Annotated in this window: 21 protein-coding genes; 5 read left to right on the top strand and 16 right to left on the bottom strand. The window is 58.7% G+C overall.

Annotated features, from left to right (window positions below; genetic code table 11):
* The first annotated feature begins 103 nt into the window (after positions 1–103).
* Positions 104–718, top strand: coding sequence for a Maf family protein (locus QC816_RS04630; RefSeq protein WP_085918040.1), 615 nt, complete (start codon positions 104–106; stop codon positions 716–718).
* Here the strand turns inward: QC816_RS04630 and sppA are convergent.
* Genes sppA through QC816_RS04615 form a run of 3 tightly spaced genes read right to left on the bottom strand, consistent with a single transcriptional unit; the run spans position 706 to position 3,417 of the window.
* Complete coding sequence (gene sppA / locus QC816_RS04625; protein WP_309781205.1) at positions 706–1,812, bottom strand: signal peptide peptidase SppA; 1,107 nt, start codon at positions 1,810–1,812, stop codon at positions 706–708. The two genes, QC816_RS04630 and sppA, sit on opposite strands and share 13 nt — an antisense overlap.
* A gap of 3 nt (positions 1,813–1,815) precedes the next feature.
* On the bottom strand, positions 1,816–2,466 hold the full coding sequence (locus tag QC816_RS04620) for an HAD family hydrolase (protein ID WP_309781204.1): 651 nt from the start codon (positions 2,464–2,466) through the stop codon (positions 1,816–1,818).
* A 9-nt stretch (positions 2,467–2,475) separates the two neighbouring features.
* Entirely contained in the window at positions 2,476–3,417 is a 942-nt protein-coding gene (locus QC816_RS04615; RefSeq protein ID WP_309781203.1) for an RluA family pseudouridine synthase, read from the bottom strand.
* Between the two features lie 665 nt (positions 3,418–4,082).
* Between QC816_RS04615 and rne the strand changes: the two genes are divergently transcribed.
* Positions 4,083–7,406: a ribonuclease E gene (gene rne, locus QC816_RS04610; RefSeq protein ID WP_309781201.1), complete on the top strand. Its 3,324-nt coding sequence runs from the start codon at positions 4,083–4,085 to the stop codon at positions 7,404–7,406.
* Between the two features lie 82 nt (positions 7,407–7,488).
* Here rne and murB read toward each other — a convergent pair whose 3' ends face one another.
* The 7 genes from murB to QC816_RS04575 are packed head-to-tail and all read right to left on the bottom strand — an operon-like array spanning position 7,489 to position 15,033.
* Positions 7,489–8,505 carry a UDP-N-acetylmuramate dehydrogenase gene (gene murB / locus QC816_RS04605; protein ID WP_085918035.1) on the bottom strand — a complete coding sequence of 339 codons (1,017 nt, stop codon included), beginning with the start codon at positions 8,503–8,505 and terminating at the stop codon, positions 7,489–7,491.
* A gap of 1 nt (position 8,506) precedes the next feature.
* Positions 8,507–8,971 carry a low molecular weight protein-tyrosine-phosphatase gene (locus tag QC816_RS04600; RefSeq protein WP_085918034.1) on the bottom strand — a complete coding sequence of 155 codons (465 nt, stop codon included), beginning with the start codon at positions 8,969–8,971 and terminating at the stop codon, positions 8,507–8,509.
* A 3-nt stretch (positions 8,972–8,974) separates the two neighbouring features.
* On the bottom strand, positions 8,975–9,751 hold the full coding sequence (kdsB, locus tag QC816_RS04595) for a 3-deoxy-manno-octulosonate cytidylyltransferase (RefSeq protein WP_309781200.1): 777 nt from the start codon (positions 9,749–9,751) through the stop codon (positions 8,975–8,977).
* Positions 9,752–9,961, bottom strand: a complete 210-nt coding sequence (locus tag QC816_RS04590; RefSeq protein ID WP_085918032.1) for a Trm112 family protein — start codon at positions 9,959–9,961, stop codon at positions 9,752–9,754.
* 16 nt (positions 9,962–9,977) lie between these two features.
* Entirely contained in the window at positions 9,978–10,973 is a 996-nt protein-coding gene (gene lpxK / locus QC816_RS04585; protein ID WP_085918031.1) for a tetraacyldisaccharide 4'-kinase, read from the bottom strand.
* On the bottom strand, positions 10,970–12,706 hold the full coding sequence (msbA, locus tag QC816_RS04580) for a lipid A export permease/ATP-binding protein MsbA (RefSeq protein WP_309781197.1): 1,737 nt from the start codon (positions 12,704–12,706) through the stop codon (positions 10,970–10,972). The genes lpxK and msbA overlap by 4 nt, the downstream gene beginning before the upstream one ends.
* 56 nt (positions 12,707–12,762) lie before the next feature.
* Positions 12,763–15,033 carry a DNA internalization-related competence protein ComEC/Rec2 gene (locus QC816_RS04575; protein ID WP_309781195.1) on the bottom strand — a complete coding sequence of 757 codons (2,271 nt, stop codon included), beginning with the start codon at positions 15,031–15,033 and terminating at the stop codon, positions 12,763–12,765.
* 97 nt (positions 15,034–15,130) lie between these two features.
* Between QC816_RS04575 and QC816_RS04570 the strand changes: the two genes are divergently transcribed.
* Entirely contained in the window at positions 15,131–15,682 is a 552-nt protein-coding gene (locus QC816_RS04570; protein WP_199283452.1) for a DUF2062 domain-containing protein, read from the top strand.
* On the opposite strand, the gene QC816_RS04565 is transcribed toward QC816_RS04570, so the two are convergent.
* Together QC816_RS04565 and QC816_RS04560 are read right to left on the bottom strand one after the other, a co-directional pair.
* Positions 15,679–16,383 carry an ABC transporter ATP-binding protein gene (locus tag QC816_RS04565; protein WP_085918027.1) on the bottom strand — a complete coding sequence of 235 codons (705 nt, stop codon included), beginning with the start codon at positions 16,381–16,383 and terminating at the stop codon, positions 15,679–15,681. The two genes, QC816_RS04570 and QC816_RS04565, sit on opposite strands and share 4 nt — an antisense overlap.
* A 10-nt stretch (positions 16,384–16,393) precedes the next feature.
* On the bottom strand, positions 16,394–17,635 hold the full coding sequence (locus QC816_RS04560) for a lipoprotein-releasing ABC transporter permease subunit (RefSeq protein WP_199283453.1): 1,242 nt from the start codon (positions 17,633–17,635) through the stop codon (positions 16,394–16,396).
* A 205-nt stretch (positions 17,636–17,840) separates the two neighbouring features.
* Here QC816_RS04560 and QC816_RS04555 point away from each other — a divergent pair, with 205 nt between their 5' ends.
* Positions 17,841–18,917 carry an agmatine deiminase family protein gene (locus QC816_RS04555; RefSeq protein ID WP_309781193.1) on the top strand — a complete coding sequence of 359 codons (1,077 nt, stop codon included), beginning with the start codon at positions 17,841–17,843 and terminating at the stop codon, positions 18,915–18,917.
* Positions 18,914–19,816: a carbon-nitrogen hydrolase gene (locus QC816_RS04550; protein ID WP_309781192.1), complete on the top strand. Its 903-nt coding sequence runs from the start codon at positions 18,914–18,916 to the stop codon at positions 19,814–19,816. Before QC816_RS04555 ends, QC816_RS04550 begins: the two co-directional genes overlap by 4 nt.
* Before the next feature lie 90 nt (positions 19,817–19,906).
* Here the strand turns inward: QC816_RS04550 and QC816_RS04545 are convergent, their stop codons facing one another.
* From QC816_RS04545 to QC816_RS04530, 4 genes are all read right to left on the bottom strand, one after another.
* Positions 19,907–20,863, bottom strand: coding sequence for a Nudix family hydrolase (locus tag QC816_RS04545; protein ID WP_233337222.1), 957 nt, complete (start codon positions 20,861–20,863; stop codon positions 19,907–19,909).
* 100 nt (positions 20,864–20,963) lie between these two features.
* Entirely contained in the window at positions 20,964–22,193 is a 1,230-nt protein-coding gene (gene argJ, locus QC816_RS04540; RefSeq protein WP_268901475.1) for a bifunctional glutamate N-acetyltransferase/amino-acid acetyltransferase ArgJ, read from the bottom strand.
* Positions 22,194–22,222: 29 nt separating this feature from the next.
* Positions 22,223–24,964 carry a preprotein translocase subunit SecA gene (secA, locus tag QC816_RS04535; RefSeq protein WP_309781188.1) on the bottom strand — a complete coding sequence of 914 codons (2,742 nt, stop codon included), beginning with the start codon at positions 24,962–24,964 and terminating at the stop codon, positions 22,223–22,225.
* Positions 24,965–25,038: 74 nt separating this feature from the next.
* Complete coding sequence (locus QC816_RS04530) at positions 25,039–25,401, bottom strand: hypothetical protein (RefSeq protein WP_309781185.1); 363 nt, start codon at positions 25,399–25,401, stop codon at positions 25,039–25,041.
* Between the last annotated feature and the right edge of the window lie 28 nt (positions 25,402–25,429).

Here is a 25,429-nt window from a genome sequence, read left to right as displayed (position 1 = left end):
TTCTTTGTGGTCGCGCGATAGGATATGGCCCAAGTTTGGGTAAACTGGGCATCCATCAGGCCCATTGACCGCAAAAGCCACTTACCTTACGAAGGAAAAACGCATGTCTAACGCAACACCTGCGCTGGTGCTGGCTTCAAGCTCGCGTTCGCGCCGCGCACTGCTCGACCGACTGCAATTGCCTTATCAATGCTGTTCGCCCGACATTGACGAAACACCGCAAATGGGTGAAACGCCGCAGCGGTTGGTGCATCGCCTAGCGTTAAGCAAAGCCAATGCCGTGGCTGACCGGTTTAACGACCACTTGATCATCGGCTCTGACCAGATTGCCGTCTTCGAGGGCGACATCCTGGGCAAGCCGCACACCAGCGAGCGTGCCGAACACAATCTCAACCGCTTTTCCGGTCAACGGGTGACCTTCCTTACCGGCTTAGCCCTGCTTGACACCCGACACCAATCTCACAGGGTCCACGTGGAGCCCTTCGAGGTTGTCTTCCGACAGCTGAGCCAAGAGGAAATAAGCGTTTACGTCGCTAAAGAGCAGCCGCTTGATAGCGCTGGAAGCTTTCGCATGGAGGGTCTGGGCATCGCGCTGTTCGAACGCCTTGAGGGACGCGATCCCAACGCCCTGATGGGGTTACCCTTGATCGCCCTTTGCGACATGCTACGCCAAGCGGGCCTCGACCCGCTTGGCGCCAACCTTCTTCAGGGTGACTGAAAGCGCAGCGGCGAAGGGGATGTATCGACCCCCAGCAGTTGAGCGGCCGTCTGAGTGAAGCGCCGGGTCAGCCGATCAAACGGATCCAGGCTCGGCGTGTAGTTTTGCCACTCAGCCTCATCGCTGTACTCACGGGCAACATCATCGATACTACCCAGCTGGTCGACCAACCCCAGCGTCTGGGCCTGCGCGCCACTCCAGACAAGGCCACTGAACAAATCGTCGTTATCGCTCAAGCGATCTCCGCGTCCCGCTTTTACATCATCAATAAACTGCTGGTGGGTGCTTTCGAGTACGCTCTGCCAAAACGCCTCATCTTCCTCATCAAAGGGCTGAAAAGGATCCAGAAACGCCTTGTTATCACCTGCCGTCAACACCCGCCGCTCGATGCCCACGCGGTCAATGGCCTCTTCCAGGCCAAAACCGGCGTATATAACGCCAATCGAACCGACCAGACTCACCGGGGATGCGACGATGTCATCAGCCCCCGCCGCTATGTAATAAGCACCACTGGCACCAATATCTTCAATGACGGCCACAATGGGTTTATCGCCCGACTCCCGTAACCGCATGATTTCCGAATAAATGCGCTGTGACTGCACAGGACTGCCGCCCGGGCTGTTGATATGCAGCACAATGGCCTCGGCGCTATCGGCGTCCCAGGCGTTGCGCAGCCCTTCAATGATACGTTCAGCATTGGCTGGCGCGTCCGCGGCGATCACGCCGTTAACGTCCACTCTGGCGAGGTGCGCGGCAGCGGGCGTCGCTTCCGACGGGGCATAGAAACGGTATATACCCAGCCCCAGCGCCACCGCGAACAGGCTCAGCATCAGCAGACGAAAAAACAGCTTCCAACGACGCGAGCGCCGCTGCTCTGCCAACACGCCGCCAATCCAGTGATCCATCATCTCGATCTGCGCCAACCGCTGGCGCTCGCGCAGCGTATCAGCGTCGTCACCGGGCTGCCCCGCCTCCTCATTTCCCTTGCTTGGGGGCACTTCGGGGCCCTGGGTCCAACGATCTGCCATCTTCTGTTGCTCGGACGATGGCGATGCATCGTTGTTCATGTTGCTGCGGGAATCATCATCCTTCATCACTTACCCCTGTAGCCAGGTAAAAAGTTCATCAACGCTGTGCACGATCTCATGCGGCTGGCTAGCCGCCAGGCGCTCAGGGGAATGAACGCCATAACTGACGCCGACGCGAGGCATACCGAGCGATCGAGCCATTTCCAGGTCATACTCGGTATCCCCCACCATGACCGCCCGCTCAGCAGGCACCGATAGCTCGTCGAGCAATTCCTGCAGCATTTGCGGGTGAGGCTTGGAACGTGTTTCGTCGGCGGTGCGGCTGGCGTGAAACCAGTCGAGGCTACCCGTCTCCTGGAAAATCCGGTCCAGACCACGGCGACTTTTGCCTGTCGCGACCGCCAGTCGCTGCGCCTCATTTAACCGAAGGCGCGCCAAATGATCTTCCACACCAGTGAAAAATCGCATGGGAGTGGTATCCACATGCACAAATTGATGCGCGTAGCCTTGGCGGAGACGCTCGGCCTGCTCTGGCGATATACCCGGGCAAAGCGTTTCAATGGCTTCAGGCAATCCCAGACCGATGATGTTCTCGATATCCGCCTGGGGAAGCGTACCCAATCCCGCTTCGATACCCGCCGTCTGCATGCACGACACGATACGCGGCACCGAATCCATCAGCGTACCGTCCCAATCAAAGATGACCAGTTCATAGCGCATGGGAACTCCTTATCGGCGCACGCGATTAAGTGTGTCTTCCAGCGCCTCAGGCAGCGGCGCCTTGACCGTTACAGGACGTCCATTGGAAGGCTCAGGAAAGGTCAGTGCGCGGGCATGCAAAAATAGTCGGCCAAGCCCGAGCTGCTTGGTAAGCAGGCCGCTCTCTCGATTGGCATACTTGTCATCCCCGAGCAGCGCGTGACCGGCATGCGCGGCATGCACACGGATTTGATGCGTCCGCCCGGTCACCGGCTCGGCCTCGATAAGCGTGGCTTTTTCAAACGTCTCGACAACCGCGAAGTGCGTGCGCGACACCTTACCATCGGCATCCACCCTGACACGCCGCTCGCCGTTGCCCGCGTCATAGCGATCCAGACGGGCGCTTTCGTAGGTCTTACGTGCCGGCCAGCGGCCTGCCACCAGCGCCAGATAGCGCTTGTCCATGCCGTGCTTTTTCAGTGACTCGTTCAGGGTGACAAGCGCATCGCGGGATTTGGCCAGCAGCAGGCAGCCCGAGGTATCGCGGTCCAAACGGTGCACCAGTTCTAAAAACGTCAGATCGTCGCGCACCTGACGAAGCGCCTCGATCAGGCCGATTTTAACCCCACTGCCGCCATGGACGGCGAGCCCTGACGGCTTATTGAGCACCATCCAGTCCGGCCCCTCCATAATGACGCTGCCGACAAGCAGATCACGCAAATTATCGCTGACTTCCTTGACCGCCTCGCGGGGCGCCAGACGAAGCGGTGGAATGCGCACCAGGTCGCCCGGCTGAAGCCGGTAATCGACCTTGATGCGTTTTTTATTCACTCGCACCTCACCCTTGCGCACGATCCGGTAAATCAACGCACGCGGCGCGCCTTTAAGGCGGGTCATCAAAAAATTATCAATTCGCTGGCCAGATTGTTCCTGGGCAATTTCCACCCACTGTACTTCACGCCCTTCGGCCATTGCCGCGCACTCCTGCTGATAGGCTAAAACGGCATTCTACCGTAGACCCAACACCAATGCGTCAATTGCTGGTCGTTTGCTTTACTGTTATATTCCAAAGCGCTTACCGGCTGATAGAGATCATTGATAGCATCGCGTTGTCATTAAGCTAATTGATGGTATCAAGATGATGTTTGGCCAGCGCCTGCCCGACTAACACGCAGGCCGAAGCAAGAGGCGTGGTTCAGTGTACGCATTACCCACCCCTCGCCGTAAAAAAATGCAGTAACTCTGCCGCCCGTTTTCCATACGGCAGACAAGATTGTGCCCAACCCTGAACGGTGGGCAATCGCTTAAAACGCCACGTCCTAAGTAGCCAGGCTGAAACGTCACAACGCGCTGCCTGCTTAAGACGACAAAGTTCAACACCGTGCCGATGACGGTGTTGGTGAATCGATGAATGCCAGGTGTTGGCGGTGTCAGCAGGGCCGGATGGACGTGACAGCCACCGAAACATGTCTTGCCTCCGCCACGTACTCAACGCCTAATTAGCCAGGTCGGCGATCATGCCGTCCTGGTAAAATGCGTCAGCATCGCTATGCGCCGAGCACAAGCACGCAGCACCCAGCGGTTCGCCACATCACCCCCAAGGTGGTTCGTCGGCACGCTACGCTATGCGAGACATTATGAAAAGAATGCTAATCAATGCGACCCAGCCTGAAGAGCTGCGCGTCGCTCTGGTTGATGGACAACGGTTGTATGATCTGGATATCGAGTCCGGCGCAAGAGAGCAGAAAAAAGCCAATATTTATCGTGGCAAGATCACTCGTGTTGAACCCTCACTGGAAGCAGCCTTCGTTGATTTCGGCGCCGAACGTCATGGTTTTCTACCGTTAAAGGAAATCTCGCGGGAATATTTCATCAAGGATGTTTCCGGCCGTCCGAGCATCAAGGAAGTACTCAAAGAGGGCCAGGAAGTCATTGTCCAGGTCGATAAGGAAGAGCGCGGCAATAAAGGCGCAGCGTTAACCACCTTCATCAGTCTGGCCGGGCGCTTTCTGGTGCTGATGCCTAACAATCCGCGCGCCGGCGGCATCTCACGCCGTATCGAAGGCGACGAGCGTAGCGAATTGAAAGAGGCCATGGGCCACCTTACCGTACCCGATAAAATGGGCCTGATCGTGCGCACCGCTGGCATCGGCCGGAGCCCTGAAGAACTGCAATGGGACCTGGACTACCTCGTTCAGGTATGGGAGTCGATCACTACCGAAGCGGGTAAACGCGCCGCCCCCTTCCTTATCTACCGCGAATCCAACGTAATCATTCGCGCGATGCGGGACTACTTGCGCCAGGACATCGGCGAAGTCTTGATCGACAGCCCCGAGATACACGCAGAAGCGCTCGCCTTCATTCGTCAGGTGATGCCGTCTTACCAGCAGAAGATCAAGCTTTACGCCGATGAAGTGCCGCTGTTCTCGCGTTTCCAGATCGAATCGCAAATCGAAACGGCCTACCAGCGCGAAGTCAAACTGCCGTCCGGTGGATCGATCGTTATCGACCATACCGAAGCCCTGGTATCCATCGATATCAACTCGGCCCGCGCCACACGTGGCAGCGATATTGAAGAAACCGCGCTGCAAACCAATTCAGAAGCCGCCGATGAAATCGCTCGTCAGCTACGCCTGCGCGACATTGGCGGCTTGGTGGTCATCGACTTTATCGACATGGGGCCCGCCCGCAACCAGCGTGAAGTTGAAAATCGTATGCGCGATGCCCTCAAGCTTGACCGGGCACGGGTACAAATCGGCCGCATCTCTCGCTTTGGCCTGATGGAAATGTCACGTCAGCGGCTACGTCCTTCACTGGGCGAAACCAGCGGCGTGGTCTGCCCGCGCTGCAACGGTCAAGGCACCATTCGCGATGTCCGCTCGCTCTCGCTATCCATCATGCGCCTGATCGAAGAAGAGGCCATGAAAGAGCGCAGCGCGCAAATACGGGCTATCTTGCCAGTCCCTGTGGCAACCTACCTGCTTAACGAAAAGCGTAGTGTGCTGGCCGACATCGAATCCCGCCAGGGCGTTCGCGTCGTTCTGCTGCCCAACCCGGAAATGGATACCCCCCATTACGATGTGCAGCGTCTCCGTGATGACCACCTCGACGAAGACGACAGCCAAACGCTCTCAAGCTTTGAGCTGTCCACGGAGAGCGACATCGGCAAAGAACCGGCGCCAAGCTTTGTCCCCCCTGCCCAGCGGGCTGAAGCGGCGGTTAAAAGCGTTGCCCACAACGCCCCTGCTCCTGCCTCGTTGCAGCATGAACCAAGCCCGGAAAGCCCGGCACCTGAAAGCAACACCAGCGATGCCAGCATGCTGGGTCGCTTCATGCGCGGCGTTGCCAAATGGCTGGGTAGCGATGAACAGCGCCCCACGCCCACTGACCAGACCAAGAAGCCGTCAGAACCAGCCGCGCCGCGCAAAACCGAACGCACACCCTCCGCTCGCCGTGAAGAGACGCAACCCAACCGGCAGCGCAGCGATAGTGCGGCCAAGAGCAATACGGGCAATGCCCAGCGCAGTACCGGCAACGAGACCGACGAAAAGCGTAACGGCCCAAGCCGGACCCGCAACCGTCGCCGCCATCCCCAGCAAGATGATGGCAACAGCGCACAGGGCAATGACAAAAAGCCAAACCGTCAGAAGGACACTGCTCAGGCAAGTTCTGCCAAGGGCAGCGACAGCGATACAGCAGGCAAAAGCGCACCCCCCAAAGCCCGTCGCGAGTCGAACCGTGACACCTCTCGCAATGCCAGTGACGCGAATGCCAGCGACACCAAAAACGCTGCCAAGGCCAACGCCGATACGCCGACGGCCAAGCAGGATGACGGCAAGCCCAAGCGCACGCGTAATAACCCGCGCCAGCGCACGCGTCAGCAGGCCATCAATCCGAAGGCCGAAGCCGAGCAGCTAAAACTTCAGGAAGAGGCTGCCAAGGCCCCCAGCGAGTCGGATAATGCATCAAATGACGCGGTGACAGGCAACGGCAACGAGCGCCAAGCAGATAACCACGCGACCACCGAGACTGCATCGCAGGCAACTCAGCCAACGGCCGCTGCGCCAGCGGACACGGCCAAGCAACCGCCCGCTGAACAGGAAGCAACCTCCTCTTCAGTAGATAGCATCGCTGATTCAGTCGACGAGGCGCCAACCACAACGGCTGAAAGCCCTGCCGATAATGCGGCCAAGGCCCGCAAGTCGACTCAGCAACGGCGTCAGCCAAAGCGCAATTCGCGTTCGAAAGGTGGCGATACGGCATCGAATGAAGGCACTGACGCAGTGCCGTCACAAGACCAAGCGACTGTATCAGAGGAGGAGGCTTCCACCCCCTCCGAGGCCGCCGAAGCGCCAGCAGCCCAGGCATCGGTAACGGAACAGACGCCCAAGGCTGACCCCGTCGCTGATCAGGCGGGTGCTAACACGTCTTCAACAACAGCGCCGGAGCAGACTGCCGCCCCAACTGCCGGTACAGACGCGCCTGAGGACAACACCTCAGAGGCCGCCTCTAAGCCAGCCGCCAGCGACGAAACGGCTGAGGTAAGCGAGCAGCCGACAGCGCAGACGCCGCAGGACAACGATGGCGAGCAAGCCGCGTCAGCGCCCGAGGCGTCGGAGAAGGCACCTGAGCAAAGCGCTTCTCAAGAAAGCACTTCTGAAGAAAACGCACCTGAAGTAAGTGCTGAAGAACCTGTTAAAGCGAGTCCTGAAGCGGAAGTCGAAGATAGCCCTGCTAAGCCAGGCGCTACTGAAAAAGACACTGCTGTGAAAACCTCGCATGAGCAGGCACCAGCCACGGAACCAGCGGCTGAAACGCCGTCGCAACCTGCGCAGCAAGCAGCGCCCGACAGCGAAGCAGTGGCTAAAGAAGCCGCAAAACCGCGCCGTCGTCGCAGCCGGGCACATAATGACCCGCGCGAGAAACGCAAGCAGCAGGCTAACGACAAGAACGCCGACTAACGACCAAGTCAGCCGAGCGGCACCAAAACAAACGCCCCGCCGTTGTTAACGGCGGGGCGTTTTTGTGTGCAACCGAAACGGATCATCCCGTGATCAGACGCGGCTCCGGGGTTAGCCTGACAGCAAAGCGTTCAGCAACCCGCTCAGCGACCGTATTGGCCAACGCCAGCAGGCCCTGGCGGTTCCCGCCGCCGAAATGGACCAGTACCAGCGCTTGACGCTCGTGAACCGCAAACGCCCCCTGACGAAATCCTTTTAAGCCGCACTGGTCAATTAACCAACCTGCTGCCAGCTTCGTTTGCCCGTTACCTTGAGGAAAACAGGGCATCTCAGGGTAGCGCTGGCGTAGCGTCGCGGCCAGTTGATCGGTCACAAACGGGTTTTTGAAAAAGCTGCCCGCATTGGCCAGTTCTTCAGGGTCCGGTAGCTTTTCACGGCGGATGTCGCATACTGCGTTGGCCACTGCCAGCGGCGTAGGTGACGCCGGCACCCTTGTTGCCAAGTCCCCATAGCCCAGCGTGACCAGGGGCTCACGGGACAGTCGCAGCACCAGCCGGGTAATAATGACCGTTTCCGCCAGTGCGCCTTTGAAGATACTATCGCGATAGCCGAACTGGCAGGCATCGCGGCTCAACCAGCGCACCTCCCCGGTCGTCCGATCAACCACCTGCACCGCGTCGAGCCTATCCGCCAGCTCTACCCCGTAGGCACCGATATTTTGCACCGGGGCTGCGCCACAATCACCAGGTATCAGGGCGAGGTTTTCGGTGCCCCATACCCCGGATGCTGCCAGAGACATGACCAGTCGGTGCCAGTTCACGCCCGCGCCCACATGAACAAACAGTTGATCGCCCCGCGCTTGAAGCCACCACTGTTCAAGCAATGGTCGAAGCACGATGCCGCTGAGCCGGGCTGGCAACAGCACATTACTACCGCCGCCCAGCACGGTTACCGACCACCCTTCTTGTCTGGATTGGGCAAGCACCTGCTGCAATTGAGCCAGCGTGCGAGGCGCCGCGTACCGTTCGGCCACACACGGGAGACGCAGCGTATTGGCATCACTCAGATCGACTTCTCGCTGGACTGACACTGTGCTCATTTCAGTGTTCACGCTGGATATGCTCAACCAGACCTTCGGCAGCAGTCTCAAGCAGGTTGAACACCCGCTCGAAGCCTTCATCGCCACCGTAGTAAGGGTCCGGTACCTCGCTTTCCGCCAGGTCGGCAAAGTCCAGAAACAGCCCCACATGGGCATTGGCGTGCGCAGGTTTCATGGCGAGCATCGCGCGAAGATTGTCGCGATCCATCCCCAGCACATAGTCGAAGTCAGCGAAATCCTGAGCTTGCAATTGGCGAGCCCTCAAACCGCTGATATCGATACCTCGCTGTTCTGCCGCTGCCTGCGCACGCGGGTCGGGCGCATTGCCTACATGCCAACGCCCCACGCCACAGGAGTCGACGACCACGCGATCCTGATATCCGGCGCGCGCCAGCGCGCGGCGAAACACGCCTTCAGCCGTTGGCGAGCGGCAGATATTACCTAAGCAAACGAACAGCACCTTCACGATTCACTCCTTCTGCTGTGTTGGCGCCAATAACGCGCGCACACGGGCTAGATCTTCAGCGGTATCGACCCCGGCCGGGTTCAAATCACAGGCCAACGCAACCTGAATCGTATGGCCATACTGCAGTGCGCGCAGCTGCTCGAGCTGCTCGAGCTGCTCGAGGCTTGATGCAGGCCAGTCGCAATAGGCATGCAGGAAGCTGACTCGATAGGCATAGAGGCCGATATGGCGTAGCCACGCATCGGTATTGAGCCCCGTAGGCGGCTGCGAAAAATGTTCACGATCCCAGGGAATCGGTGCCCGGGAAAAGTACAGCGCCCGCCCCTGAAATGAACGCACCACCTTGACGACATTGGGGTTGAACAGTGCATCGATATCCGCAATCGGTTCCGCCAGTGTCGCGATGGAGGCCTGATCATCGTCCGCCAAACGCTCGGCCACCTGATTGATCAGCGCCGGGGGAATCAAGGGTTCGTCCCCCTGGACATTGACCACCAGCGCCGACTCATCCAACACCAACTGGTCGGCAACCTCGGCCAGCCGGTCGGTTCCGGAAGCATGGTCCTCGCGTGTCATGACGACCTCGGCGCCGTAAGGCTCCATGGCCGTCCGAATACGTGCATCGTCGGTGGCCACCACGACACGGCTGGCGCGGCTCTGGCAGGCGCGTCGCCAGACATGGGCAATCATCGGCTCTCCCGCAATATCCAGCAGTGGCTTGCCCGGTAATCGGCTCGAACCATAACGGGCGGGAATCACCACGGTAAACGACAATGCCATTCACCCCTCTCCTTTGCGGCCTGGTGACGGAGGAAGTTTTTCATCGACATCCAGCGCACGCGCCGCCTCCGGCAACATCACCGGAATGCCGTCTTCAATCTGATAGGCCAGGCCATCGTAAACACAATGCAGCTCCTGGGCCTCGCGGTCGAAATGCAACTTGCCTTGACACAGCGGGCAGACCAACATTGCCAGCAGTTCCTTATCCATGAGCGTTTCTCCTGTCTCATGTAAGCGCTGACAGCTTGCCTGTCAGCCAATGCTCAAAATCAGGTGGAAGCACGGCTTCCACATCGAGAACCCAACTATCCGGCGGGGCGAACGCCTGACATTTCACGGCATCCTTGGCGGTCATCACCAGCGGACGCCCTCTCCACTGGTTCAGCAATGTCTCGGTCAACGGCTGATGATCCGCCAGCGGATGCCACTCGCCTGTTACCCCCAGTGATGTCAATGCCGCAAAAAAACGCTGGGGATTACCAATGGCAGCCAGCCCGTTCACCGGGGCTTCAAACGGCAGCGGTGCCAGCGGAAACCGCTGACCATCGTCAAGTCGGCGCCAGCTGCATGGCCCCAGGTGCATCTTGACGGCCGCTACCGGCAACTCACAAGTGTTGACGCCATTCACGATGACGGCATCGACACTCTTCAACCGGTCTGGCGGTTCACGCAGCGGGCCGGCCGGCAGGCAATGACCATTTCCCAGTCCACGTGCGCCATCAATCACCACCAATTCAATATCGCGCGCCAGGTGGAGATGCTGCAAGCCATCATCGCTGATAATCAGATCGCAGCCCGCCTGGACAAGTGCCTCCACCGCTCGGGCACGCTGTGGGTCGACCATGACCGGAAGCCCCGTCTGCTGGGCCAGCATCAGCGGCTCATCGCCGCTCTCGCTTACCGGCGTGGTCGGCGTTACCCGCAGTGGGTAGCGTTCGGCACTCCCCCCATAGCCGCGTGACACGATACCCGGCGACCAGCCTTGCGCTGCCAACCGGTTACCCAACCATGCCACCAGCGGGGATTTACCCGTACCGCCCAGGGTGATATTACCCACAATGATGACCGGCACCGGCGCCCGCCATGCGCGTCGCCTGCCAGTCTGAAACTGGCGCGCCCGTCGCTGCATCAGCCATTGATATAGCTTACCCAAGGGCCGCAAAGGCCATAGCCAGCAGCTACCTTGGTAGGCACCCACAAGCCAGCGGTCGGCAAGCTTCACTGGGGCTCCTGAAATTGCAGCTGGTGCAGCGCCGCGTAGGCACCGCCTGCCGCCAGCAGGGTTTGATGACTGCCCTGCTCAATAATGCGTCCCTGATCCATGACGATAATCCGATCGGCGCGCTCAATGGTAGACAACCGGTGGGCAATCACCAGGGTCGTGCGACCCTGGCAGACATCTTCGAGCGCCTTTTGGATGTAACGCTCTGATTCGGTATCCAGGGCGGAGGTGGCCTCATCCAGAATCAGTAACGGGGCATCCTTGAATATCGCCCGCGCAATGGCCAACCGCTGGCGCTGACCGCCTGACAGCATCACACCGTTTTCCCCTACCACCGTGTCATAGCCCTGGGGAAGCTGGTCGATAAACTCATCTGCATAGGCGGCTTCAGCCGCCGACTTGACCGCCGCAGGGTCCGGATTATCCACGCCGTAAGCGATGTTCTCGGTAATCGAGGCATTGAACAGCGTAACCTGCTGGGAGACCAGTGCCATTTGCTGACGCAGGGGGCGTAACGCATAATCGTCCAGTGGCACATCATCGATGGTGATGTCCCCCTCACTGGCATGGTAAAAGCGCGGCAGCAAGCTCACCAGGGTCGACTTGCCGCTGCCGGACCGCCCTACAATCGCCACCATCTCGCCGGCTGCCACATCAAGATTGATATCTTGAAGAACATAGGGCTGATCATCGGCATAGCGAAAACTGACGTTTTCAAGCTTGACGCGACCCGCCAATCGTTCGACCCGATACGTACCGCTATCGCTTTCGGGTTCTACGTCCATCAGGCCGAACAGTTCAGAGGCGGCGGCAATCCCTTTCTGGATCTCGCTGTTGATTTCCGTCAGCTGACGAACCGGTTTGATCATCAGGGCGGCCGCGGTAATAAAGGCGACAAACTCACCCGGCGTCATACTGGCCATCAGTGAAGGTGCCATGGCCAGCCAGACAAGAATGGCCATCGAGATCGCCACCAGAATCAAAATCACCGGTGAGCTGATGGCGCGCGTCATCGCTTCCTTCATGCTTTGTCGGCGGTTCTCTTCGCTGACGCGCTCGAAACGCTGCTTTTCATACATTTCCGCGCCATGGGTGCGAACCACCCGGTGACCCGAAAGCGCTTCGGAGGCCACATGGGTCACGTCGCCCATGGAGTGCTGAATACGCTTGGAAAGCCTGCGAAAGCGCTTGCTGGCGTAGCTCACCACGCCTGCAATAATCGGTGTGACGCCCAAAAACAGCAGCGTCAGCATCCAGTTGGTCCATAGCAAATAGCCCAGCAGGCCAATGACGAACAAGCCTTCACGTAGCAGGATGGTAAACGCCTTGGTCGCGGCTCCCGCAACTTGCTCCACATGGTAGGTAACCCGGGACACCAGGTGACCGCTGGAGTGATGATCAAAAAACATGCCCGGCAGGTGGAGCATGTGAGCAAAGACATCGCAACGCAGCGTATGGATCACATAACGCCCGACATACGCCATGAAGTAGGTACTCAGAAAGGTTCCGATGCCCCGCGCGGAAAACATGATGATGACAAATAACGGAAGGAAAAGCCGGAACGAGGCGTCGGGGTCTTGAATGCCGTCAATCAGGCGTTTCATCATTTCCGCCAGCGCCGTGCTTGACGCGGCATAAATCACAAAGCCCACCAGCGCCAGGCTAAAGGCACGCCAGTGCGGCTTTACATAGCTTAATAAACGTTTATAGAGGACCCAGCCTGATTCAGTCACACGAGCTCCTAAGCAATAGCGTGCAGTGGGGGAATTCTACCTGATGGCGCTGCGCATCAACACCGCTGTCGAGGCGTCGACTCCCGCAGGGGATTTATTTCAAGCGAGGCACCGGGTGAGAGGCGTAACTGGATGGCACCATCTTGCGCGGTATTCCATAAACAGCTCCCCTGCTCACGAAAACGCCGCACAACGTCGTCATTGGGATGGCCAAAGGGGTTATCGCGCCCGGCACTAAAAATAACATGCCGGGCATCGGCCGCCCGCACGAACTGCAGCCCCGAACTCGAGGCGCTGCCGTGGTGTCCAGCGACCAGTACCGTAACGGGTGAATTAAGATCTCCGATCAACCGCCGCTCGACCTGACGGCCGACATCGCCGGTGATTAACACCTGCTGTTGGCCCACCTGAACCGACAGCACGCACGACCGGTCATTGGGCGAGGATTCACCCTGGTCCGCGTTGGGCCACAATACGCGGTAATGCGCGCCATCACGCTGCCACTCGTCACCCCGTTGACAGTCAAGACGTTGCACCGCAAGGGGTTCCAGGGCAGGCGCACGCCATTCCTCCACCTGGTGCTGGTCGCGGAGCGCCTGCACGCCCCCTGCGTGGTCACTATCGCTATGGCTGACAAGCACCAGATCGAAGTGCTGCTCCGGCGGCCATAGGGTTTCAAGGGGCATAAACCCCGAGCGATAACGCGGCCCCGTGTCCACAAGCATCCGCTGATGGGTGCTACGCAGCTCTATCAGTTGACCCTGCCCCACATCGTAAACGGTGATAAGCAGGTCATCGCCTGAGAGGCGAGGAGACGCTGGCCAAAAAGGCACCAACATGACAATGGTAAGCGCCCCTCGCTTGAGCCACCTGGCCGTGCCGGGCAACCCCCAGCATAACGCCATCACAAGAAGCCCCAATGCCCATGGCAGTTGCAGGTAGCGCGGCGGCTCCCATAGCGGCCAGTGCACCACTGCCATCTCCAAGGCACTGTAAAAGCCACCCAACCCCTGCTCGAACAACCACCAGGCCGCTGTCGACGCGTAAGGCACTGGCGTCAACAACCAACCCAACAACGCCAGCGGCACCATGAAAAGGCTCATAAAGGGGACGGCGACAAGATTAATCAGGGGAGCCGTCGGCGCTACCCGGCCAAACGCGACAAGCACCGCCGCCGCCATCAACGGTGCCAGCAGACATTGGGACCGCAGCACGGCCCAACACCATCCACGCAGGCCTTGGGGGCGTGGCCTGCCTTGCCAAATGATGATGAGCCAGGCAACAGCCACAAACGATAGCCATAACCCGGGTCGCCAAAGGGCAACGGGATCGATCACCAATACGGCGGCCAATGCCAGCCACCAGCCTTGCCAGGGGCCCGGCGCGTGGCGACCACTCAACACCCAGAGACCCACAACGCTCATGATCATGGCGCGCATGGCCGGCGGCTCCATACCCGCCAGCAGCGCATAACCAAGGGCCGCTGCAGCCGATAGCCACCAGGGCCACGCTCGCAGGCGCCAGTTACCCGGCGTTATCCAGCGTGCTGCCTGGCGCGCCAACAGCAAAACAAAAGACGCCACCAACCCCACATGCAAACCGGAGATCACGACCAGATGGGTCGTGCCACTGGCGTTGAGCAGCTTCCAGTCACTCTGGGTGAGCTGGTCTCCCAGCCCCAATGTCAGCGCCGCCAGCCAACGCCGGGTGCGCGGCGAAAGCGGCTGTTCTTCCAGCATGGCATGCGCTTGCTGACGTAGTGAGAACGAGGCAGCGGTTAACCGCTGAGCCGATGGTTCCTGTCGGACATAGCCGGTCGCATCGATACCTTCGCGCCATAGCCAGTGGGCATAGTCGAAAGCACCGGGGTTCATAAAACCGCTGGGCGGGCGCAAACGCAGCGTCATCATCCAGCGCTCGCCTGGTTGAGGCAACGGCGGCTCCAGGGCGTATGCGCTGACCCGAACCCTTTGCAGGCGCTCGCAGTCTGGCCGAAGATCCAGTGCCTCACAGCGCTCCACCTGCAATAACAGGCGTAGGCCACCGCTTATCTGCTGGGTCTGAATAATACGCCCTTCAACCCGAACATCCTCGCCGGAGAGGCCGACGGGTAATTGCCGTGCCCACTGGGACTGGATGGCCACCACCCCCCAACAGACGATTGCCAGCCAGAGGCAATAGCGCAAACGCACTGTCGCCAGGACAAGCAGCAAAATGCCCAGCGCAGAGGTCAGCCACAGCGTATTACAGGCGGGTCCTAGCCAACTGCCAAGAACAGCTCCCGCCATCACGGCCACTGCAACCGGCATCGCAAGCCCAATGCGCATATTGCCCTCCCTGGCACCGCCTCATCACCGCCTTGGCGTAGCCGAAACCCTGTCCCTTATGGATAATGGGCGGCATTCACAGGCAAGAGTGTCCGACATGCCTCGCCGTTTCTTTCAACGCTATATGCCCAGGCCCGATACGCTAAAGCGTCAGCGGTCGCTGCGTTTCATGGCGCCACTGATTGCCGACCCGCGTTTGTGGCAACTGACGCGACGCAGCGTCGCCAATGCGTTCAGCGTGGGGCTTTTCTGCGCCATGCTGCCGATTCCTTGCCAAATGGTGGTAGCGGCCATAGGTGCTCGCTTCAGCCGCTGCAACCTTGCTCTTGCGGTGGGCCTGGTGTGGATTACCAACCCACTGACAATGCCGCTATTTTTTTACGGTAACTATTGGATTGGTACCTTTTTTCTGGATACGCCTGCACGTGAGGCGCCTTCCCGCCTTTCGACACAATGGCTGGCCGAACAAATGCATAACATCATGCCTGCCCTGCTGCTGGGCTCCCTGGTGTCAGCCCTGGTCCTGGCGGTAATGGCCAATATTGCCGTCCGCTTGATCTGGCGCTGGCACGTTTCCCATCACTGGAAGCGCCGCCGCCAAAAAAGGCGGCAGCGGCGGGCCCGTGTCGAAGCAGAATTCGACGATTAAGGCTGCTGTACGAGTTTTCCACCATCCAGTTTCATCATCCGATCCTGGTGCCCCGCCAGGCCAATGTCGTGGGTGACAATCACGAAGGCGCAGGCGCTTTCGCGCGCCAGCTCATCCATTAGCGCCAGAATCGTGGCGGCGGTGGTCTGGTCCAGATTCCCCGTAGGCTCATCCATTAATACCAAGCTGGGATCCGTGACCAGCGCGCGGGCAATGGCCACCCGCTGGCGCTCCCCGCCGGATAATTCACCCGGCTTATGATCGGCCCTGTCCTGCATACCCACCCGTGACAAAATCTGCATGGCGCGCTGCTCGGCCGTTTTTTTCGCTTGCCCGCGAATGATCAACGGCAGCGCGGCGTTTTCTACCGCCGTGAACTCTGCCAGCAAGTGGTGGAACTGATAGACAAAGCCGATATAACGGTTGCGAAAGCGCCCCAGCGCCGTCTCATTCAGACCCGCCAGGGGTTGATCCGCGATCACGACATCGCCTTTAGTGGGCCGGTCCAATCCACCTAACAAATTTAGCAGTGTCGTCTTGCCCGACCCTGAGCTACCCACAATGGCAACGCGCTCGCCCGCATGCACTTGAAGGTCAAGGGTATCGAGGACGGTTAAATCCTGCGGCCCTTCACTGTAAGTGCGAGTCAACCCTTCGCATTTAAGCATTACAGGGGCTTGATTCGATGTCGTCTCAGACATGTTGGCATCCTTATTCATAGCGCAGCACATCCGCAGGCTGGACACTAGCGGCTCGCCAAGCCGGGTATAACGTTGATAAGAACGTCAACCCAAAGGCAGCCAGCACAATGTTTCGAACATCTTCAAAGTGTAAACGCGACGGCAAATCACTGATGAAGTAGACCCCTGCGTCGAGGAATTTAATATTCAAGAAACCCTCGACCCAGCCGATCAGATCGGAAATCGTCAAGGCGAGCAACACACCGACAGCGACGCCCACGGCAATCCCGATCAAGCCGATAGCCAACCCCTGCACGATAAAAATGCCCATGATCGAACGCGGCGTGGCACCAATGGTTCGCAGTATGGCGATGTCAGCCCGCTTGTCGGTGACGACCATGACCAGGGTCGACACAATATTAAAGGCGGCGACCGCAATGATGACCGTCAACAACAGCGCAATCATGCGTTTTTCCATCTGGATTGCCTGGAAAAGATTGCCCTGTGAATAGGTCCAGTCGCTGCCTCGATAGCCGGGGCCCAGTTCATTGAGGATAGCCTGTGTTTCGCTACCGGCGACAAACAGGTCGTCCAGCTCAAGACGCAGCCCCCCGATCGCATCACCAAGACGACCAAGCGTCTGCATGTCCTCGATATTAGCGTAAGCTAAGTTAGCGTCAAGCTCAGCGCCAACGCTAAAGATACCGCTCACGGTGAAGCGTTTGAGACGCGGAAATACGCCCGCCGGGGTAATCGAGGCCTCAGGAACCAGCAATGTCACTCGATCACCCACACCGACGCCCAGGCGTCGGGCCAACATCGACCCCAGCACCACGTTCCATTCGCCCGGCACCAGGTCACTTAACTCACCTCGTTGCATGTGGTCGCCAATAATCGATACCTTATCTTCCCAGTCGGGGTGGATACCGTTGACCATGGCGCCTTCATTGTTGCCGCCAACCGAGAACATGCCCTGCTGTTCGACATAGGGGGCGACCCCCTCAACGCGGTCACGCTGCATAATCTTTTCGGCCAGCGACTGCCACTCCACCATGCCATCACGGGCTTCGATTTTGGCATGCGGCACCATGCCCAGAATTCGGGTACGCAGCTCATGGTCAAACCCGTTCATTACCGACAGAACGAGAATCAGTACCGCCACGCCCAGCATCAGTCCCAGCATGGAGGTCAGCGATATAAACGAAATAAAATGGTTTCGGCGTTTAGCGCGCACGTAGCGCAGCCCCACCAAAAAAGGCAAACGATCAAGCATGGCGTCATTCCTTATAAGTCAGCGCTCATGGTACGGTTTTTTTAGCATCGCTGCATATGTATAAGCGGGCTTTAGAGGCACATCAGCCGCCAGCGTTCCCTCATGATTCTCTATACTTGCAACTTTTCGCGCCAGCCCCTACATTGCGCCGATTCGACTGGCGCCAGGCGCGCTCTCTTTTAACTTCGCTGCGAGCAGCTTTACGTTGATCACTTCGACCTACCGTTTATTACCCGAGTGGCATCCTCAAGATGGCATTCAACTCACCTGGCCACGCCCGGAGGGCGACTGGCAGGCGCTCCTGGGTGGCATTGAAGGCACACTTGAGCGTATTGTCGTCGCCGTGAGCCGCTATCAAAGAGTGCTCATCAGCGTGCCTGACAATGCCACGCGCACACGTCTGGCAGCGACATTCGACGCCTACGGGGTACCCGAAGGTCAGTTACTGTTGTGCGTCGCGCCCAGCGACGACACCTGGGCACGCGATCACGGGCCGATTACCGTCGCCGATGAAACGGGGGCGTTGCAACTGCTGGATTACACCTTTACCGGCTGGGGCGGTAAATTTCCTGCTGACCGCGATAACCAGTTGACCCACCGGCTTGCCGAAGAAGGCGTTTGGAACTGCTGTGTAAGCCGCCGCGAGCTAGTGCTGGAAGGAGGCGCGATTGAGACGGACGGCGACGGCACCTTGCTCACCACCGAGGCCTGCCTGCTTAATCCCAATCGCAACCCGCAGATGACGCGGCATCAACTGGAACAACAGCTTGAGAAAGACTTAGGGATAGATCGCGTGCTGTGGTTGGCCCATGGCCATCTGGAAGGCGACGACACGGATAGCCACATTGATACCCTGGCGCGTTTTTGCAACCCGACGACAATCGCCTATGTGCGCTGTGACGACCCGACGGATCCTCACTACCCAGCCCTGCAAGCGATGGAGCAGGAGCTGCAGGCGTTTCGGCAGCGAAATGGCGAGCCCTATCGGCTAATTCCGCTGCCCTGGCCTCAGGCCTGCTATGCACCCGACGATGGTCGCCGCTTGCCAGCCACTTACGCCAATTTTTTGATCATCAATGGCGCTGTACTGGTTCCCACCTACGGGGACCCCGCCGACGTTATCGCGCTGAACGCTCTGGCGGTCGCCTTTCCCGAACATACGCTTATTCCCATTGAGTGCAGTCACGTCATTCGCCAACACGGCAGCCTGCATTGTTTAACCATGCAGCTCCCCAGAGGCACGCTCGCCACTGCTCATCAGACCGCTGAGGAATCATCATGAAAAGCCCCGTCACCGTTGGCATCGTCCAACAGCAAGCCTGGCCCGATAAAACCCAAAGCCTGGATGCCAGTGAAGCGGGCATTCGCAACGCTGTGCAGCAAGGGGCTCAGCTGGTATTGCTCCAGGAATTGCATGCCACGCACTATTTCTGCCAGTACGAAGACCCTGCGGTGTTCGATCTGGCCGAGCCGCTGGACGGACCCACGGGCCAACGGCTCGCTGAATTGGCCCAGGAACTGGACATCGTACTCGTCGGCTCCCTGTTCGAGCGCCGGGCGCCCGGTCTTTATCACAATACCGCGGTGGTATATGACCGCGCCGAGGGCCGGGTGGGGCACTATCGCAAGATGCATATCCCCGACGACCCCGGGTTTTACGAGAAATTCTATTTCACCCCAGGCGATCACGACGCCGCGCGCAATGAAGGGTTCACTCCCATCGATACGTCGCTCGGCCGCCTGGGCGTGCTCGTCTGCTGGGACCAGTGGTACCCCGAAGCCGCGCGACTGATGGCTCTTGCCGGCGCCGAGTTGCTTCTCTACCCCACCGCCATCGGCTGGGATCCCAACGACGACGATGCCGAGAAGGCTCGTCAGCAGAACGCCTGGACGCTCATCCAGCGCGCTCACGGTGTCGCCAATGGATTACCCGTGGTCGTCGCCAACCGCGTTGGCTTTGAGGCCGACCCGTATACCGTGGGTGCGGGCATCCAGTTTTGGGGAGGCAGTTTTGTCTGTGGCCCGCAGGGTGAACTGCTGGCGAGCGCGGGAGAGACGACAGAACAGCTGGTCGTGGAGGTCGATATGGCACGCAGCGAGAACACGCGGCGTATCTGGCCTTACCTGCGTGACCGCCGTATCGATGCGTATGGCGAGCTGACCCGACGCTTCAGGGACTAGGCGCCTGATGCTCTTCTGTTGTTAAGCAAAACGCCTGCCTGGGATTAACCAGACAGGCGTTTTTCATGCCCTGCTTACTTCCTTACTTCCTTACTTCCAGAAATCGCGGATGGAGGCAATCCCCTGGGCGCCAACAGCCCGGGCGTGATTGGCATCAAAACGCGTCATGCCGCCCAACGCAAAGACCGGCATGCCGGCGTGCTCCACCCACTGCTGAAAATCATGCCAGCCGATGGGGGCTACGTCGGGGTGCGACGGCGTGGTGCGCAACGGCGATAGCGAGACAAAGTCACAGCCTAGCGAGGCAGCCTGTTCCAACTGCTTGGGGTCATGGGTCGACGCCGATAGCCATTTATTTTCCGCAATTGGCCGACGCTCAAGCTGCATAAGACGCTCGCTGGTCAGGTGAATACCGTCGGCATCCACCTGATCGAGCAGCGACGGATCGCCATTGAGCAGCAAGCGAGCACCGACCTCATGGCAAAGGGCGAGTGCACGCTCAGCCCTTGCCACATAGGCCTCCGGCGTTAACTGCTTGGCACGTAGCTGCACCAGGCGAATACCATCTTCGCTCAACGCCCGGGTGAGTGACGCCTCAAAACGGGCTTCATCGGCTTCTTCACCGGTAATCAGGTATTCAGTCGGCAACATGACAGCCCGCAAGATAGGCAAATTTGCCGCCGGGAACGGGTAGTTCACCAGTTCCTCCATGGGGACCCAGCGAACGGCCTGGCCTTCGCGACCGAAAGGTTCACCGGCAAAGGCATGCACCTGCCAGACATCGAGCAGTATATGCTTATCCGAATACTCATGATGCACTCGGATTAATGGTTGCGCATTGACAATTTCGACACCCAGCTCTTCGTGTAACTCCCGCTTCAAGCCTTCCAACCCGGTTTCGTAGGGGGCCAGCTTGCCGCCGGGAAACTCCCATAACCCGCCGTGATCAACATTCGAAGGCCGCCTGGCAATTAACACCTGCTGCTTGTCAGCACTGATAATGGCAGCGGCTGCCACATGAACCCGTCGTTTAACCATGATATTCATTGCATCTCTATCCACTGTGTGCACACCCGCTGAGCGATAGTGGTGTTATATCGCTACGTTAAGATCTATTGACGTCGAGGGAGCGACGATAGTTTGTCGCTTAGCTACGATAATCAGCGTTGATCGATACATAGTCATGGGAGAGATCCGACGTCCACACTGTGGCACTATCGTCACCCCGCCCCAGACAAATGCGGATGGTAATCTCATCGTTGGCCATCACCTGGCTACCGGCTTCTTCCGTATACCCCGCCGCTCGACCGCCGTTTTCCACCAGGCGCACATCGCCAAGCTCGATGATGACCTTTTCAACGTCAAACGCATCGACTGGCGCACGACCAACGGCGGCAAGAATACGTCCCCAGTTGGCATCGGACGCATAAAGTGCCGTCTTGACCAACGGAGAGTGGGCAACGGTAAAGGCCACATCAAGCGCTTCCTGGCGGCTACGCGCCTGCTCGACCTGCAAGGTGACAAACTTGGTCGCACCTTCACCATCGCGAATAATGGACTGCGCCAATTCCGTCATTACCCGCTGCAAGCCGTTGCGGAATATCTCGATATGCGCATCGCTTTCAATACGCACCCCCGTGCCGGTTGCCGCCAGCATGCAGGCGTCATTGGTCGAGGTATCGCTGTCAACGGTAATACAGTTGAACGAGCGGTCGACCGTTTCGCGCAGCAGGCGATCCAGCAATGCCTGATCGATTCCCGCATCCGTCACTACAAAGCCCAACATGGTGGCCATGTTAGGCTTGATCATGCCCGAGCCCTTGGCGATCCCGTTGATGACAACCTCCCGGTTTCCGATCGCCAAGGTCACGCTCGCCCCCTTGGGACGTGTATCGGTGGTCAAAATACCTTCAGCCGCGTTTTGCCAAGCTTGACCATCACTTGCCAAATCGCCAAGCGCCACAGGAATGCCGTCCAGAAAGCGTGCCATGGGCATTGGCTCGCCGATCACGCCCGTGGAAAACGGCAGCACGGCATAAGGATTGGCACCCACCTGCTCAGCAACTGACGTGCAGCTGTTCTGAGCGTCCTTAAGGCCTGTGTCGCCGGTGCCTGCATTGGCATTGCCCGTATTGATCAACCAGAAACGAGGGACTTGACCGTTTTCAGCGCTACGCTGAAGGTGCTCCTTTGCCACTTTCACCGGAGCGGCGCAGAAGGCATTACGGGTAAACACCCCCGCCACCGTCGAGGTCTCGGGCAACTCAATAACCACGACATCACGGCGGTCTGGCTTTTTTATCCCGGCCATGGCCGAACCCAAACGCACCCCGTCAAGGGTCGGCATAGAAGGGAAAGGCATCGATCCTACCGCCATGTAGTTCTCCTTAAACGTGGCTTTTGCACTTAGTCGAGTTTACCGCAACACTGCTTATACTTTTTGCCTGATCCGCAAGGACAGGGGTCATTGCGCCCCACTTTGGGGCCCTCGCGACGAACGGGACGGCCGTCGGCGCCAGGCGCCTCTTTAGGCGCGTCGGTATCCTCGGCCGCGGCAGAGTCCGGGTCATCATGGCGACTGGCGGCAGTGGCTTTTTCACGTTCCAGCGCTTCACGACGCTTCTGCTCGAGGGCTTCCACTTCTTCCGGCTGGCGCACCTGTACATGGCTGAGAATCCGCGTCACGTCTGCCTTGATGTTAGTCAGCAATTGCTGAAAAAGCTCAAACGCTTCACGCTTGTATTCCTGCTTGGGATTTTTCTGCGCATAGCCACGCAGGTGAATACCGCGACGCAGGTGGTCCATGGATTGCAGGTGCTCTTTCCAGCGGGTATCGAGAACCTGCAGCATCACCTGCTTTTCAAACCGGCGAATAAGCGCTTCACCGGCGGCGTCGATTTTCGCAGCGTAGGCTTCGCGGTGCATGGTGTGCAGGCATTCACGCAGCTTCTCTTCGTTGAAGCGTTGATCCGCTTCTGCCCATTCGACCACCGGCGCATCCAGGTTGAACTCGGTTTTCAGGTGCGCTTCCAGGCCCGGCAGGTCCCATTGCTCCGCCAGGCTTTGCGGCGGAACAAAGTCGCTGATGGCGTCTTCCATGACTTCTTCATGGATACCCGCAACAGCGTCTGCCACGTTATCCGCCGCCAGGATATCGTTACGCTGCTGATAAATGACCCGGCGCTGGTCGTTGGCCACATCATCGTATTCAAGGAGCTGTTTACGAATGTCGAAGTTGCGCCCCTCGACTTTTTTCTGCGCTCGCTCAACGGCATTGGAGACCATCTTGTGCTCGATGGCTTCGCCACGCTCCAGGCCCATCGCCTGCATCAGACGCTTGACGCGGTCAGAGCCGAACAGTCGCATCAAACTGTCTTCGAGGGACAGGAAGAAACGGGTGGACCCTGGGTCACCCTGGCGCCCGGCACGGCCGCGCAGCTGATTATCAATTCGCCGCGACTCGTGGCGCTCGGAGCCGATCACGTGCAAACCGCCGGCTTCCAGAACGGCGTCGTGACGCTCCTGCCATTCTGCTTTCAGGGCATCAATCTGCGCCTGGCTGGGCTGCTGCAGTTTGGCCACTTCAGCTTCCCAGTTACCACCCAGCACGATATCGGTACCCCGGCCCGCCATGTTGGTGGCGATCGTTACCGCCCCAGGACGCCCCGCCTGGGCAATGATCTCGGCTTCACTTTGGTGTTGCTTGGCATTGAGAACGTTGAACGCGAGTTTGGCCTCGCGCATCAGGTGCGCAATGTATTCGGAGGTTTCGATGGAGGCCGTACCCACCAGCACAGGGCGACCCGCCTCGGTCTGCACCTTGACATCCTGAATGATGGCTTCGTACTTCTCTTCCGCGCTCAGGTAGACCAGGTCATTGAGGTCTTTACGCGTCAACGGCCGATTGGTGGGAATCACCACCACATCAAGCCCATAAATCTGGCGGAATTCAAAGGCCTCGGTATCGGCCGTCCCGGTCATACCGGCGAGCTTGTCGTAGAGGCGGAAGTAGTTCTGAAAGGTGGTCGAGGCAAGAGTCTGGCTCTCGCGCTGAACCGTGACGCCTTCTTTCGCTTCGACAGCCTGGTGCAGACCCTCTGACCAACGCCGCCCCGGCATGGAACGGCCGGTGTGTTCGTCAACGATCACCACCTGATCGTCGGCGACCATATAGTCCACGTCGAGATGGTAAAGATGACGAGCCCGCAACGCCGAGTGCATGTGCTGGAGCAGGTTGAGGTTTTGAGCCGCGTAGAGGGAGTCATCTTCCCCCAGCAGCCCCTCCTCACGCATGAGCGCTTCGACCTTGTTGTGGCCCTGCTCGGTCAGTTCGACCTGTTTTTGCTTTTCCTCGAGGACGAAATCCCCCGTGACCGGCGTTTCGTCGTCCTCGGACTTTTCGCCTTTTTCCAACTGCTGCGACAGGCGATCAACCACTTTGTAAAGGTCGGTATTCTCGTCGACAGCGCCTGAAATAATCAGCGGCGTACGGGCTTCATCGATCAGGATCGAATCCACCTCATCGACAATCGCGTAGTGCAAGTCACGCTGGACTTTATCTTCAAGCGAAAAGGCCATGTTATCGCGCAGATAGTCAAAGCCAAATTCGTTGTTAGTGCCGTAGGTAATATCACAGTGATACGCATGACGCTTTTCAGCACTGGTCTGACCACTGAAAATAACCCCGACAGTGAGCCCTAAAAACTCATAAAGCGGGCGCATCCATTCAGCATCACGGCGGGCCAGGTAATCATTCACTGTCACGACGTGAACGCCTTTCGCCGGTAGCGCATTCAAGTAAACGGCGAGGGTCGCCACCAGGGTCTTACCCTCGCCGGTTTTCATTTCGGCGATACGGCCGCGATGCAGGGTGATCCCGCCGACCATCTGCACATCAAAGTGACGCATCCCCATGACGCGTTTGCTGGCTTCACGGACCATCGCGAAGGCTTGCGGCATTAAGCTGTCCAGCGACTCACCGTCCGCCAGTCGCTGACGCAGTGTCGCCGTTGTGCCCTGCAGTTCGGCATCGCTTAATGCCTCGAACTCACTTTCCAACGCATTAACGTGCTGCACGCTTTTGAGCATGCGTTTCACATCACGGTCATTTTTTGAACCGACGACCTTACGTAATAAATTATTGATCATGTAGTTTCCAACTAACCGCGGGCGCCCTTGACAGGGCCACCCCGTTCCATAAATGAAGAAGGTTGACTGATTTTTCAGCGGTAAAACGGGGAATTCTGAGGGGGGCCACGACGGCTGAACACATCATGTGCGGCCACTAGCACACTAACAAACCGCTTGAATGCGAAAGGTCTAGGTGATGTTAAGGGCTTCAACACGACCCAGAGGCGCCGCATAGCGCGACGCCGGGTTGCCATCAAGCGTGTCCGTGCGCGCAAGACGGCAGGCACCCAAATACACGCCACGACGCTGCGCTCACCACCCCGCAGCGCTTCTGCATAGGTCAGGTTAGTCGGCAATAAACAGCCGACCAACAGGCCTGCCAGCCACCAGCGCGCCAGACTATGGCGACGCTGACGCCGAGGCAATACCGAGGCAATGTTCAACGCTTGCGACATGCTGTGGACAAACTCCTGAGCGTGTTAG

Source organism: Vreelandella janggokensis (assembly GCF_031451615.1).
Classification (GTDB): Bacteria; Pseudomonadota; Gammaproteobacteria; order Pseudomonadales; family Halomonadaceae; genus Vreelandella; species Vreelandella janggokensis.
The sequence above is the reverse complement of the archived record's forward strand: the minus strand, read 5'-3'. Positions and strand labels throughout refer to the sequence as shown.